We start from the raw sequence: 12,986 nt of genomic DNA on the forward strand, positions 1-12,986 counted from the left end.
CGATCCCCCGGGGGCACTTCCCACACCTGAGCGAGGGGCATATGACCGAGCACATCTTGCGGATGAGCGGGATCACCAAGACGTTCCCCGGTGTCAAGGCGCTGCAGGACGTCAACCTGGCCGTCCGGCGCGGCGAGATCCACGCCGTCTGCGGCGAGAACGGCGCCGGCAAGTCGACGCTGATGAAGGTGCTGTCCGGGGTCTACCCGCACGGCGACTACGAGGGCGAGATCACCTTCGAGGGCAGGCGCTGCGAGTTCGCCGGCATCCGCGACAGCGAGCACGCCGGGATCGTCATCATCCACCAGGAGCTGGCGCTCAGCCCGCAACTGTCGATCGCGGAGAACATCTTCCTCGGCAACGAGCGTGCCAGGCGCGGCTTCATCGACTGGAACCGCACCAACTACGAGGCCGCCGAGCTGATGCGCCGCGTCGGCCTGCAGGAGAACCCCACCACCACGGTCTCCGACCTCGGCGTCGGCAAGCAGCAGCTCGTCGAGATCGCCAAGGCGCTGTCGAAGGAGGTGAAGCTGCTCATCCTCGACGAGCCGACCGCCGCGCTCAACGACGACGACTCGGCCCACCTGCTCGACCTGCTGCGCGGCCTGCGGGACGAGGGCATCACCTGCGTGATCATCTCGCACAAGCTCAACGAGGTGACCGCGATCGCCGACGCCGTCACGATCATCCGCGACGGCCGCACGATCGAGACCCTGGACATGGCCACCGACCACGTCACCGAGGATCGCATCATCTCCGGCATGGTCGGCCGCGCGCTGGACAACCGCTTCCCGCCGCACGAGTCGACGATCGGCGAGGAGGCCCTGCGCATCGAGGACTGGACGGTCCACAGCCCGAGCCAGCCCGGCCGGAAGGTCGTGGACGGCGCCTCGCTCACCCTGCGCAGGGGCGAGATCGTCGGCCTGGCCGGCCTGATGGGCGCCGGGCGCACCGAGCTGGCGATGAGCCTGTTCGGCCGCACGTACGGCGTGCACATCTCCGGCAAGGTCTTCAAGGACGGCGAGCCGATCGAGATCCGCAACGTGCAGGACGCGATCCGCCACGGCCTGGCCTACGCCACCGAGGACCGCAAGCGGTACGGCCTCAACCTCATCGAGGACATCAAGCGCAACATCAGCGCGGCCGGGCTCAAGGGCCTGGCCCGGCGCGGCTGGGTGAACGAGAACGAGGAGTACAGGGTCGCCGAGGAGTTCCACCGGAGCATGAACATCAAGGCGCCCAGCGTCGACAGCGTCGTCGGCAAGCTGAGCGGCGGCAACCAGCAGAAGGTCGTGCTCTCCAAGTGGATCCTGACGCAGCCTGACGTGCTCATCCTCGACGAGCCCACCCGCGGCATCGACGTCGGCGCCAAGTACGAGATCTACACGATCATCAACCGCCTCGCCGACCAGGGCAAGGCCGTGCTGGTGATCTCCAGTGAGTTGCCTGAGCTGCTCGGCCTGTGCGACCGCATCTACACGCTCTCCGAAGGTCGCGTCACCGGCGAGGTCCCCCGCCGGGAGGCCACCCAGGAAAGCCTCATGCATCTCATGACCAAGGGACAGGAGTAGCTCCGATGAGCAGCATCACGCCCGCCGACGTGCAGGTCGGCGCGGGAGGCGACGGGGGAGCGCCGCGGCGGCCCGGCCGGGTCTCGCTGGGCGGCCTGTCGCTGAACCTGCGTTCGAGCGGCATCTACATCGCCTTCGCGCTGATCATCGTGCTGTTCTCGGTGCTCACCGACGGCGCGTTGCTCCAGCCGCAGAACATCTCCAACATCATCGTCCAGAACTCCTACGTCCTGATCCTGGCGATCGGGATGATCCTGGTCATCATCGCCGGGCACATCGACCTGTCGGTCGGCTCGGTGGTGGCGGTCACCGGGGCGCTGGCCGCCGTGCTCATGGTGAACATGGGCCTGCCGTGGCCGCTGGCCCTGCTGATCACGGTGGCCGCCGGGGCGCTGATCGGGGCCTGGCAGGGGTACTGGATCGCCTACTTCGGCATCCCGGCCTTCATCGTCACGCTGGCCGGCATGCTGCTGTTCCGCGCGCTCACCATGACCGTCCTCGGCAACCAGGGCATCGGCCCGTTCCCCGACCAGGTCCGTACGCTGGCCAACGGCTTCACCGACGGCTACCTCGGCAACGTGGGCCTCGGCCCGCTGGGCGGCGCCGACCTGTTCAGCCTGATCATCGGCCTGGTCGCGATCGGCGGCATGGTCGCCGCGCAGTGGCGCACCCGCAACGCCCGCCGGGGTTACGGCCAGTCGGTCGAGCCGATGGCCGTGTTCGCGCTGAAGATGGCGGCCGGCGCCGCGCTGATCCTGTTCCTGGTCGTGCAGCTCGCCCGCTTCAAGAACCTGCCGTGGGTGCTGGTGCTGCTGGCCGCGCTGGTGCTGGCGTACTCGCTGATGGCCAACCGCACGGTCTTCGGCCGGCAGATCTACGCCATCGGCGGCAACCTCCAGGCGGCGGTCATGTCCGGCGTCAAGGTCAAGTCGGTGGTCTTCTGGATCTTCGTCAACATGGGCGTGCTGGCCTCCGTCGCCGGCATCATCTTCGCCGGCCGGCTCAACCAGGCGGGCCCGACCGCGGGCAACAGCTTCGAGCTGGACGCCATCGCGGCGGCCTTCATCGGCGGCGCGGCCGTCCAGGGCGGCGTGGGCAAGGTCGTCGGCGCGATCACCGGCGGTCTGATCATGGCTGTCATCAACAACGGCATGTCGCTCATCGGTTCGCCCAGCGAGCGCGTGATGCTCGTCAAGGGCGCCGTGCTGCTGGCCGCCGTCGCGTTCGACGTGTGGACCAAGCGGCGCGCCGGCGCCTCCCGCTGACCACCGCAGGCCCCGGCAAGCCCCGCGAAAGGAGAACCCGTGGTACCGAGCCCCAGGCCGCGTCCGCCGGTCATGGCCGACGTGGCCAAGGAAGCCGGCGTGTCGCACCAGACGGTCTCACGGGTGCTCAACGACCACCCGAACGTCCGGGCCGACACCCGCGCCCGGGTGGAGGAGGCGATCGTCCGGCTGGGCTACCGGCGCAACCTGGTCGCCCGCGCGCTGGTCACCAAGCGGTCGCGCACCCTCGGGGTGGTGAGCTTCGACACCACCCTGTACGGCCCGGCCAGCATGGTCTACGGCATCGAGCAGGCGGCCAGGACCGCGGGTTACTTCGTCAGCATCGTGAGCCTGAAGTCGATCGACGCGGCCGGCGTCCGCGACGCGCTCGACTACCTGGCCGAGCAGAGCGTCGACGGGGTGGTGGTGGTCGCGCCGCAGCGCTCGGCCGCCGCCGCCCTGGAGAGCCTGCCGCCCGGGGTGCCCGCGGTGGTGGTCGAGGGCGCGCACGGCGCCGACGTCTCCGCGGTCTGCATCGACCAGGTCGAGGGCGCCAGGCTCGCCACCCGGCACCTGCTGGACCTGGGCCACGAGACGGTCTGGCACGTCGCGGGGCCGCCCGACTGGCTGGAGACCGAGGGGCGCGTCGAGGGCTGGCGCTCCACGCTGGAGGCGGCCGGCCGCCCGGTGCCCGAGCCGCTGCCCGGCGACTGGAGCCCGCGCGCCGGGTACGCGGCCGGCCGGCGCCTGGCCGGGATGGACGGGGTCACCGCGGTGTTCGCCGCCAACGACCAGATGGCGCTGGGCGTGCTGCGCGCGCTCAGCGAGGCCGGGGTGCCCGTCCCGGGGCGGATCAGCGTCGTGGGCTTCGACGACATCCCCGAGTCCGAGTTCTTCTCCCCGCCGCTCACCACGGTCCGGCAGGACTTCGACGTGGTGGGCCGCCACTGCATCGAGGTGCTGCTGCGGCAGATCGACGCCGGGCCGGCGGCGTACGAGCGCATGGTGGTGCGTCCCAGCTTCGTCGTCAGGTCCAGCACCGCGCCGGCCCGATAGCCGGCAGGCGAACAGACAACTCTCTGGAGTGCAATGTGAACGCTAACAAGTTCGTGGTCGGAGTGGACTTCGGCACGCTGTCGGGGCGTGCGGTCGTCGTCCGCGTGTCCGACGGCGCCGAGCTGGGCAGCGCCGTCCACGAGTACGCCGAGCGCGTCATCGAGCACACGCTCCCCGGCGCCGGCGTGCGGCTCGGCCCCGACTGGGCGCTGCAGTCGCCGCGCGACTGGCTGGACGTGCTGCGCGTGGCCGTGCCCGGGGCCCTGGCCGCCGCCGGGGTCGCCGCCGAGGACGTGATCGGCATCGGCACCGACTTCACCGCATGCACCGTCCTGCCGGCCACGGCCGACGGCACCCCCTGTGCTTCGAGACGCCCGAGCAGCCGCACGCCTGGCCGAAGCTGTGGAAGCACCACGCCGCCCAGCCGCACGCCGACCGCATCAACGAGCTGGCCGCGCGGCGGGGCGAGAGCTGGCTGCCGCGCTACGGCGGCAAGATCTCCTCGGAGTGGGAGTTCGCCAAGGCCCTGCAGGTCCTGGAGGAGGCCCCCGAGGTGTACGCCAGGGCCGAGCGCTGGATCGAGGCGGCCGACTGGATCGTCTGGCAGCTGTCCGGCGTCGAGAGCCGCAACATCTGCACGGCCGGCTACAAGGGCGTCTTCCAGGACGGGAGCTACCCCTCCGAGGACTTCCTCGCCGCCCTCGACCCCGGCTTCTCCGGCTTCGCCGGCAAACTGGCCACCGGCGTGGTCGGCGACGACGTCAACGGCACCACCCTGGCCCCCCTCGGCGGCCTGGCCGGTGTGCTGACGGCGCGGGCGGCCGGGTGGACCGGCCTGCCCGAGGGCATCGCCGTGGCCGTCGGCAACGTGGACGCCCACGTCACCGCCGCCGCCGCGGACGCCGTGCGCCCCGGCCAGATGGTGGCCATCATGGGCACCTCCACCTGCCACATCATGCCCAGCGACCGGCTGGCCGAGGTGCCCGGGATGTGTGGTGTCGTCCGGGACGGCATCGTGCCCGGCCTGTGGGGCTACGAGGCCGGCCAGTCCGCCGTCGGCGACATCTTCGCCTGGTACGTCGACACCTTCGGCACCGACGGCCACGAGCGCCTGACCGAGCTGGCCGAGCAGCAGGCCGTCGGCGCGCACGGGCTGGTCGCGCTCGACTGGTTCGGCGGCAACCGCTCGGTGCTCGTGGACCACGACCTGTCCGGCGTGATCGTCGGCCAGACCCTCGCCACCAGGCCCGAGGACGTCTACCGCGCGCTCATCGAGTCCACCGCGTACGGCGCCCGCATGATCGTCGAGACGTTCGAGAAGTCCGGCGTGCCCGTCGAGGAGTTCGTGGTCGCCGGCGGGCTGCTGAAGAACCGCTTCCTCATGCAGGTCTACGCCGACGTGCTGCGCCGCCCGCTGTCGGTCATCGGCTCCGACCAGGGCCCCGCGCTCGGCTCGGCCGTCCACGCGGCCGTCGCCGCCGGGGCCTACCCGGGCATCGAGGAGGCCGCAGCGGCGATGGGCAAGCGCACGCGGGCGGCGTACGTGCCGGACGAGGCCCGCGCCGACGCCTACGACCGCCTGTACGCCCAGTACCGCGAACTGCACGACCACTTCGGGGACGGGCGCATGCTGCACGCCCTCCGCGCGATCAGGAACGAGGCCGCCAAGTGAACCACGAGGCAATGAGAGCGACCGTCGCCGGGCTGCACGCCGAGCTGGTGAACTACGGCCTGGTCGTCTGGACCGCGGGCAACGTCTCGGGCCGCGTCCCGGGCGAGGACCTGTTCGTCATCAAGCCGTCCGGAGTCTCCTACGACGAGCTGACCCCGGAGAACATGGTCGTCTGCGACCTCGACGGCAACCTGGTCGAGGGGGCCCACGCGCCCTCCAGCGACACCGCCGCGCACGCCTGCGTCTACCGCGAGATGCCCGAGGTCGGCGGCGTCGTGCACACCCACTCGACCTACGCCTCGGCGTGGGCGGCCCGCGGCGAGCCGATCCCGTGCGTGCTGACGGCCATGGCCGACGAGTTCGGCGGCGAGATCCCGGTCGGCCCGTTCGCGCTGATCGGGGACGACTCCATCGGCCAGGGCATCGTGCAGACGCTCAAGGGCCACCGCTCGCCGGCCGTCCTCATGCAGAACCACGGCGTCTTCAGCATCGGCAAGGACCCCAAGGCCGCCGTCAAGGCCGCCGTGATGTGCGAGGACGTGGCCCGCACCGTCCACGTGTCCAGGCAGCTCGGCACGCCGCTGCCCATCGGCCCGGCCCACATCGACCGCCTGTACGACCGCTATCAGAACGTCTACGGACAGAGGAGCCCGCGTTGAACATCTGGTTTCTGACCGGCAGCCAGGGACTGTACGGCGAGGACACGCTGAGCCAGGTGGCCGAGCAGTCGCGGCGCATCGCCGAGCAGCTTCCCGTGCCCGTGCAGTGGCGGCCCGTGCTGACCGACGCCGCCGCGATCAGGCGCGTCATGCTGGAGGCCAACGCGGACGACGAGTGCGCCGGCGTCATCGCCTGGATGCACACCTTCTCCCCGGCCAAGATGTGGATCGCCGGCCTCGACGCGCTGCGCAAGCCGCTGCTGCACCTGCACACCCAGGCGAACGTCGAGCTGCCGTGGAGCTCCATCGACATGGACTTCATGAACCTCAACCAGGCCGCGCACGGCGACCGCGAGTTCGGGTTCGTGCAGACCCGGCTCGGCGTGCCGCGCAAGACCGTCGCCGGGCACGTCAGCGACCCGGCCGTCGGCGCGCGCATCGAGGCGTGGGCGCGCGCGGCCAGGGGCGTGGCCGAGGTGCGGGCGCTCAAGCTGGCCCGCTTCGGTGACAACATGCGCGACGTGGCCGTGACCGAGGGCGACAAGGTCGAGGCGCAGCTCCGGTTCGGCGTCTCGGTCAACACCTACGGCGTCAACGACCTGGTCGAGGCCGTGGACGCGGCCTCCGACGCCGACGTGTCGGCACTGGTGAAGGAGTACGCCGAGCTGTACCGGGTGGCCCCCGAACTGCTCGGCGAGCGCCACGAGTCGCTGCGGTACGCCGCCAGGATCGAGCTGGGCCTGCGCGGTTTCCTGGAGCGCGGCGGCTTCCGTGCCTTCACCACGAACTTCGAGGACCTCGGCGGCCTGCGCCAGCTGCCCGGCCTGGCCGTGCAGCGCCTGATGGCCGACGGCTACGGCTTCGGCGGCGAGGGCGACTGGAAGACCTCGGTCCTGCTGCGCACCCTCAAGGCGATGAGGCCGGGCGGGACGTCGTTCATGGAGGACTACACCTACGACCTGACGCCCGGGAACGAGCTCATCCTCGGCGCGCACATGCTGGAGGTGTGCCCGTCCATCGCCGCCGGGACGCCGTCGTGCGAGATCCACCCGCTGGGCATCGGCGGGCGGGAGGACCCGGTGCGGCTGGTGTTCGACGCCGCGCCCGGCCCCGGCATCGTCGTCGGCCTGGCCGACATGGGCGACCGGTTCCGCCTGGTGGCCAACGAGATCGACGTCGTCGCGCCGCCGCAGCCGCTGCCGAAGCTGCCCGTGGCCCGTGCCGTCTGGTCGCCGCGGCCGAACCTGCGCACCTCGACCGAGTCCTGGCTGACCGCCGGGGCGCCGCACCACACCGTGCTGTCCACGGCCGTCGGGCGCGAGGAGCTGACCGACCTGGCCGACATGCTCGGGGTGGAGCTGCTGGTGATCGACAAGGACACGACGACGGCGCAGTTCGCCAAGGAGCTCCGCTGGAACCAGGCGTACTACCGGCTCGCCCAGGGCTTCTAGTCCTCCGGCGGCTTCTTCGGGGCGTTCCTGCGCTGCTCCTCGGCACGTTCGCGGCAGCGGCGCAGGAACTCCGCGTCGTCGTCGGGGTCGGTGGCGGCGAAACGCCCCGGGCGGTCGTACTCGGGGAACGCGCTCGGGCGTGAGGCCGCCTGCGGGGCGCGTTCGGGACGGCCGGCCACGAGCCAGATGACCGAGCCGACCAGCGGGAACAGCAGGACCACCAGCACCCATACGATCTTGGGCAGGTTCCTGCAGACCGCGTCCGGCGTGGTGATCACGTCGAAGAGACAGTAGAGCCACAACACGAGGGTGGCCAGGCCCATGGCCTCGGACAGATACAGCACTTGGCCGAACGTAGTGACGGGCGGGGGGAGTCGGCAAGGGAAACCGGATGAATAGGGTGAAGCCGTGATGTTGACCAACTGGGCGGGCAACACCGCCTTCCGGGCGCGGGCCGTCCACCGTCCCGTCTCGCTCGACGAGCTGCGCGGCCTGGTGGCCGCCAGTGACCGGGTGCGGGCCCTGGGCAGCGGTCATTCCTTCAACGACGTCGCCGACACCACCGGCGACCTCGTCGTGCTCGACCGCATGCCCGCGACGATCGAGATCGGCAGCGCGGCGCGCGAGGTCCGGGTCGCGGCCGGCACCACGTACGCGCGGCTGGCCGAGGCGGTGCACGCGGCCGGGTTCGCGCTGGAGAACATGGCCTCGCTGCCGCACATCTCGATCGCCGGCTCGGTCGCGACCGGCACGCACGGCTCCGGCGACGCCAACCGCTGCCTGGCCGCCGCCGTGTCCGGTCTGGAGCTGGTCACCGCCGACGGCTCGCTGCTGTCGTTGTCCCGCGGGGACGACGGCTTCGCCGGCGCGGTCGTCTCGCTGGGCGCCCTCGGCGTCGTCCACACGCTGACGCTCGACCTCGTACCGGCCTTCGAGCTGCGCCAGTACGTCCGCGAGGGCCTGACGCCCGACGCGCTCGACGGATTCGACGACATCATGGCCGGCGGCTACAGCGTCAGCCTGTTCACCGACTGGCGCGACACCCGGATCTGGCTGAAGCGCCGCGAGGAGTTCACCGGCGACTCCTGGCACGGCACCCGCCCCGCCCCCGCCCCCCGGCACCCGCTGGCCGGGATGCCCGCCGACGCCTGCACCACGCAGCTCGGCGTGCCGGGCCCCTGGCACGAACGGCTGCCGCACTTCCGGCCCGACGCCCCACCGAGCGGCGCAGGCGACGAGCTCCAGTCGGAGTTCCTGCTGCCCCGGGCGCACGCGGTCGCGGCGCTGCGCGAGCTGTACGCCGTCGGCGACCGCGTCCGGCCGGCCCTGCAGATCTCGGAGGTGCGCACGATCGCCGCCGACGACCTGTGGCTCAGCCCGTTCCGCGACCGCGACAGCGTCGGCGTGCACTTCACCTGGATCAGGGACGTCGCCACCGTGCTCCCGGCGATCGACCTGGTCGAGCGGACGCTCGCGCCCTTCGAGCCGCGGCCGCACTGGGGCAAGCTGTTCACCCGCCGCCCGGCCTGCCCCGGCGACTTCCGCGAGCTGGCCGGGCGGCTGGACCCGGCGGGCAAGTTCGCCAACGACTTCGTCCGGCTACTGCTGGGGGAGTAGCGGCCCGCGCCGGGCATGCGCCCGCCGTCGTAGCGGGCCACCGGTCCGGCGGACGATGTGCCGGCCGGGCCGTCGCGGCATCGTGGAGCCCATGACCGATCACCCGTTCAGATTCGGGGCCGTCGCCGGTTACGCCCCCACCGCGCAGGCCTGGACCGGGCTGGCCCGCAGGGTCGAGAGCCTCGGCTTCTCCACCCTGCTCGTCCCCGACACGCTCGGGACGCTGTCGCCGTTCGCCGCCGCGGCCGCGGCCGCCGCCGTCACCACGACGTTGCGCGTCGGCACGTACGTGGTCAGCGCCCCGTACCGCACGCCCGAGACCGTCGCCTGGGAGACCGCCACCCTGCACACCCTCACCGGAGGACGCTTCGAGCTGGGGCTGGGCGCCGGCCGGCCGGGCGCCGAGCAGGACGCGGCGGCACTCGGCGTGCCGTTCGGCAGCCCGGCCGAGCGCGTGGAACGCCTGGCCGCGACGATCGACGCGGTCAAGGACGTGCCGATCCTGGTCGCCGCGACGGGCGCCCGCGTGCTGGGGCTGGCCGCGCGCAAGGCCGACACGGTGGCGCTCGGCGTGCCGCCGCAGCACACCGAGGACCAGGTCGCCGCCAAGCTGGACGAGCTGTACGAGCTGGCCGGCGACCGCTTCCACGACCTGGAGCTCGGCATGAACCTGGTGGCCGCCGGCGGCGAGCCGCCCGCCTGGCTGACCGGCCGCTTCGGCCCGCTCGGCCCCGAGGCCACCGGCCTGCTCACCGGCACCCCCGACGAGATGGCCGACGTCCTGCGGCGGCGCAGGGACCGGCTCGGGATCTCGTACGTGACGGTGAACGCCCAGTTCATCGACGCCTTCGCGCCCGTCGTGGAACGTCTGGCCGGTACCTGACGGAAGCTGACAGGTAAGACCGGCAGGATGCCTCCCATGACCGCAAAGGGAACCTTCGACACCGCCGGCTGGGACGCCAAGCCGCCCTTCGACGACCGCGACGGCGTCGCGCTCGGCCTCGTCAGCATGACCAAGACCTTCCACGGCGACCTGACCGGGACGAGCGTCGTCCATCTGATGGTGGCCTCGACCCCGGTCGAGGACTCGCGTGTGTACGTGGCGCTGGAACGCATCGAGGGCACCCTGGAGGGCCGGAAGGGCGGCTTCGTCGTGGCGCACCACGCGACGAGCGACCGCGGAGGGCAGTCGCTGACCATCATGATCGTGCCCGACTCGGGCGTCGGCGAGCTGACCGGCATCACGGGACGGATGAACATCACCATCGCCCCGGACGGCTCGCACTCCTACACCCTGGACTACGAGCTGCGGGCGGAGAACTGACCCGGGCGAACGCCCGGGTGGATGAGGGGTGGAGCTATGGGGATTCGAACCCCAGACCTCCTCCATGCCATGGAGGCGCGCTACCAACTGCGCCATAGCCCCTTGCTGCGGTCACAAGTGTACAGGGCTTCGGGGCCCGCGACACACATGCGCGTACCAGGCATACGCTCGGTCAAACCTTGCTACTCTCCGTGCCATGTCCAGCGTGCAGGCCGTCCCGTTGACCCCGCGGTGCGCGAAGATCCTCGCCGCTCGTGAGCATGCCGTCGTCGAGGTCAGCGCGTTCAACGGGTTCTTCACCCTGCGGGCCATCCGCAGCCTGCTGGAGTGGGCGACCCGCACGTTCACCGGCGTGCACGTGCTCGTGCCGGGCGTCGAGCTGGCCGGCACGCTGGTGGCGCGCGGGCTCCCGTCCGGGGCGGCGCTGATCAAGGCGCGGTCGGCGGCCAACAACACGCGCAACCGGGTGATCCGGGTGCTCGAAGGCATGGGCGCGGCCAACGCCACCGTCTTCGACTGGAACGAGCTGGCCGGCAACCGCGCCTACCGGCGCTCCCGGCGGGAGCTGGAGCGGCTGGCCGCGAAAGACGTCGCGTTCCGCGCGCGGTGCGTGGCGGCGGTGCTGCCGAGCGTCGGCGGGCAGGAGCTCACCCCCGAGCAGGCCGCGAACGCGCTGCCCTTCCTGCTGGCCGGGCTGCCGCTGGTGCTGAACAGCCCGGCGATCCTGCGCACGGGCTCGTCGGTGTTCTGCCATCCCGAGCCCATGCCGCTGGTGGGGGAGCTCTACGCGGGCACACTGCCCGTCTCGCGCTCGCCCCACCAGGGCTTCGTCGCCTCCCGGCCGGCCCCCGACCCCGCCTGAGCCGGCCCGGCTCCGGTCAGCCGACCGAGCGGGCCTTGTCGATCAGGGTGACCAGCTCGGCGACCATCGGGTCCTCCGAGGTCCGCGACAGGCGCTCGGCGTGCTCGCGCAGCGCCGGCAGGTCCAGGCCGAACGCCTTCCTGTCGCGCAGGTAGACCGCGAAGGCCGCGACCACCACGTCCACCTGCAGCCGGACCGGCGTACCGGTCCAGATCGAGGGGTTCAGCTCGTCGGCCCGCAGCGACTTGCCGGCCTCGGAGGCCGCCCGGGTGTCGGGGTCCTGCCAGCGCACGGTCGCCTGGGCGAGCTGGCCCCGCGCGCCCGGCTTGAGGTGGAGGGCGTACAGGGCCGTGACCGAGTGGCCGGGGCCGATCTCGCCGCCGTCGCGGCTGTCGTCACGGAACTCCTCGGCCGACATCGCGCGGTTCTCGTAGCCGATGAGCTGGTAGCTCTCCACGACCGAGGGGTTGAAGACGACCTGCGCCTTGGCGTCGCGGGCCCGTACCTCGATGTTGGCCGGGAGCCGGGTGGTGAAGACCTTCTCGGCCTCCTGCTCGGAGTCCACGTAGACGGCCATGCCGTCGCCGTTGTCGGCGAGCTGCTCCATCAGCTCGTCGCCGTAGTCGCGGCCGACGCCGACGGTGAGCAGCGTGACCTGCTTGCCCGCGTACTCCTTGACCTGCTCCACGATGGTCCGCCACTCGGTCTCGCCCTGGTTGGCCAGGCCGTCGGAGAGCAGGACGACCCGGTTCGTGGCGGCGGCCCGGAACGCCTGGGACGCCTCCCGGTACCCGGCCAGGACGCCGCTCTGCAGGTTCGTGCCGCCCTCGGTGGCCAGCTCGTCCACCGCGGCGTGGAGCTGGCTCCGGGCGGTGAGCGGCGTCATGGAGGCCAGCACCTCCGCCTCGTCGCTGAACGCCACGAGCGACACCTGGTCGCCGGGCGCGAGCTGGTCGAGCAGCTTGTGCAGGGCCGACTTGACCAGGTCGAGGCGGCCGGTCTCGGCCATCGAGCCGGAGACGTCGACCACGAACGTGAGGTTGGCCGGGCGGCGCGCGGCCGAGTCGGAGGCCCGGGTCTGCAGGCCCACGCGGAGCACGGCCTCGTCGCGGCCGGGCAGCCGCGCGCCGTCCACGTGCACGGCGAAGCCGTCGTCGGCGGGCTGCGCGTAGTCCTGCCCGAAGGCGTTGACCCACTCCTCGGGGCGGATCTCGGCGGGCGCGGGCCAGCGCCCTTCCTGGAGCGTACGGCGGGCGTAGCCGTACGAGGCGGTGTCCACGTCCAGGGCGAAGGTGGAGATCTGCGCCGTGGTCGTGTCCTGCTCGGTTTCCTGGGTGCCGGCCGGGGACGCGCTCGGCACGGGCTGACGCTGCGTGTCGGACAGGGGGGCCCGCGCGGCGCTGCCGCTCGACGATCCGCCGGAGCCGCCGCACGCGGCGAGTCCGAGAAGCGCGGCGAGCCCGAGGCTGATGGCCAGGGGACGAATGGCTAAGGGGCGACATCTCATCG

General features: G+C 72.0%; 11 protein-coding genes, 1 tRNA gene and 1 pseudogene. 10 read left to right on the top strand and 3 right to left on the bottom strand.

Annotated elements, in window-relative coordinates:
- Positions 1-41 precede the first annotated feature (41 nt).
- From mmsA to araA, 6 genes and pseudogenes are all read left to right on the top strand, one after another.
- Positions 42-1,571, top strand: a complete 1,530-nt coding sequence (gene mmsA / locus ACNF49_RS17095) for a multiple monosaccharide ABC transporter ATP-binding protein (RefSeq protein ID WP_357984787.1) — start codon at positions 42-44, stop codon at positions 1,569-1,571.
- 5 nt (positions 1,572-1,576) lie between these two features.
- Positions 1,577-2,836, top strand: coding sequence for a multiple monosaccharide ABC transporter permease (gene mmsB, locus ACNF49_RS17100; RefSeq protein ID WP_357984790.1), 1,260 nt, complete (start codon positions 1,577-1,579; stop codon positions 2,834-2,836).
- 72 nt (positions 2,837-2,908) lie between these two features.
- The gene (locus ACNF49_RS17105) at positions 2,909-3,892 is read left to right on the top strand and encodes a LacI family DNA-binding transcriptional regulator (RefSeq protein ID WP_357984894.1); all 984 of its coding nucleotides are present in this window, start codon (positions 2,909-2,911) and stop codon (positions 3,890-3,892) included.
- 53 nt (positions 3,893-3,945) lie between these two features.
- A pseudogene (gene araB, locus ACNF49_RS17110) lies at positions 3,946-5,564 on the top strand (ribulokinase).
- Between the two features lie 11 nt (positions 5,565-5,575).
- A complete protein-coding gene (locus ACNF49_RS17115; RefSeq protein WP_357984793.1) occupies positions 5,576-6,223 on the top strand; it encodes an L-ribulose-5-phosphate 4-epimerase in 648 nt (215 codons plus the stop codon).
- Positions 6,220-7,674: an L-arabinose isomerase gene (gene araA / locus ACNF49_RS17120; protein WP_482944304.1), complete on the top strand. Its 1,455-nt coding sequence runs from the start codon at positions 6,220-6,222 to the stop codon at positions 7,672-7,674. The genes ACNF49_RS17115 and araA overlap by 4 nt, the downstream gene beginning before the upstream one ends.
- Here the strand turns inward: araA and ACNF49_RS17125 are convergent.
- Positions 7,671-8,018 carry a PLDc N-terminal domain-containing protein gene (locus ACNF49_RS17125; RefSeq protein ID WP_387663450.1) on the bottom strand — a complete coding sequence of 116 codons (348 nt, stop codon included), beginning with the start codon at positions 8,016-8,018 and terminating at the stop codon, positions 7,671-7,673. The two genes, araA and ACNF49_RS17125, sit on opposite strands and share 4 nt — an antisense overlap.
- 67 nt (positions 8,019-8,085) lie before the next feature.
- Here ACNF49_RS17125 and ACNF49_RS17130 point away from each other — a divergent pair, with 67 nt between their 5' ends.
- The 3 genes from ACNF49_RS17130 to ACNF49_RS17140 all read left to right on the top strand — a co-directional run bounded on the left by ACNF49_RS17130 (position 8,086) and on the right by ACNF49_RS17140 (position 10,615).
- On the top strand, positions 8,086-9,291 hold the full coding sequence (locus ACNF49_RS17130; RefSeq protein ID WP_482944305.1) for an FAD-binding protein: 1,206 nt from the start codon (positions 8,086-8,088) through the stop codon (positions 9,289-9,291).
- 91 nt (positions 9,292-9,382) lie between these two features.
- Complete coding sequence (locus ACNF49_RS17135) at positions 9,383-10,174, top strand: LLM class flavin-dependent oxidoreductase (RefSeq protein ID WP_357984805.1); 792 nt, start codon at positions 9,383-9,385, stop codon at positions 10,172-10,174.
- Between the two features lie 36 nt (positions 10,175-10,210).
- Positions 10,211-10,615: a DUF3224 domain-containing protein gene (locus ACNF49_RS17140; RefSeq protein WP_482944306.1), complete on the top strand. Its 405-nt coding sequence runs from the start codon at positions 10,211-10,213 to the stop codon at positions 10,613-10,615.
- 29 nt (positions 10,616-10,644) lie between these two features.
- On the opposite strand, the gene ACNF49_RS17145 is transcribed toward ACNF49_RS17140, so the two are convergent.
- Positions 10,645-10,717 (bottom strand) — tRNA-Ala (locus tag ACNF49_RS17145).
- 94 nt (positions 10,718-10,811) lie between these two features.
- Between ACNF49_RS17145 and ACNF49_RS17150 the strand changes: the two genes are divergently transcribed.
- Positions 10,812-11,477: a tRNA-dependent cyclodipeptide synthase gene (locus ACNF49_RS17150; RefSeq protein WP_357984811.1), complete on the top strand. Its 666-nt coding sequence runs from the start codon at positions 10,812-10,814 to the stop codon at positions 11,475-11,477.
- A 16-nt stretch (positions 11,478-11,493) separates the two neighbouring features.
- On the opposite strand, the gene ACNF49_RS17155 is transcribed toward ACNF49_RS17150, so the two are convergent.
- Complete coding sequence (locus ACNF49_RS17155) at positions 11,494-12,837, bottom strand: vWA domain-containing protein (protein WP_357984814.1); 1,344 nt, start codon at positions 12,835-12,837, stop codon at positions 11,494-11,496.
- Positions 12,838-12,986: the final 149 nt, after the last annotated feature.

This window comes from Actinomadura sp. ATCC 39365, assembly GCF_054392275.1.

Excerpts from the sequence above, each read along its gene's own strand:
- ACNF49_RS17140 (WP_482944306.1), top strand. The coding sequence starts at position 10,211 with ATGACCGCAAAGGGAACCTTCGACACCGCCGGCTGGGACGCCAAGCCG.
- mmsB (WP_357984790.1), top strand. The coding sequence starts at position 1,577 with ATGAGCAGCATCACGCCCGCCGACGTGCAGGTCGGCGCGGGAGGCGAC.
- ACNF49_RS17150 (WP_357984811.1), top strand. The coding sequence starts at position 10,812 with ATGTCCAGCGTGCAGGCCGTCCCGTTGACCCCGCGGTGCGCGAAGATC.
- ACNF49_RS17130 (WP_482944305.1), top strand. The coding sequence starts at position 8,086 with ATGTTGACCAACTGGGCGGGCAACACCGCCTTCCGGGCGCGGGCCGTC.
- ACNF49_RS17135 (WP_357984805.1), top strand. The coding sequence starts at position 9,383 with ATGACCGATCACCCGTTCAGATTCGGGGCCGTCGCCGGTTACGCCCCC.
- ACNF49_RS17105 (WP_357984894.1), top strand. The coding sequence starts at position 2,909 with ATGGCCGACGTGGCCAAGGAAGCCGGCGTGTCGCACCAGACGGTCTCA.
- ACNF49_RS17115 (WP_357984793.1), top strand. The coding sequence starts at position 5,576 with ATGAGAGCGACCGTCGCCGGGCTGCACGCCGAGCTGGTGAACTACGGC.
- mmsA (WP_357984787.1), top strand. The coding sequence starts at position 42 with ATGACCGAGCACATCTTGCGGATGAGCGGGATCACCAAGACGTTCCCC.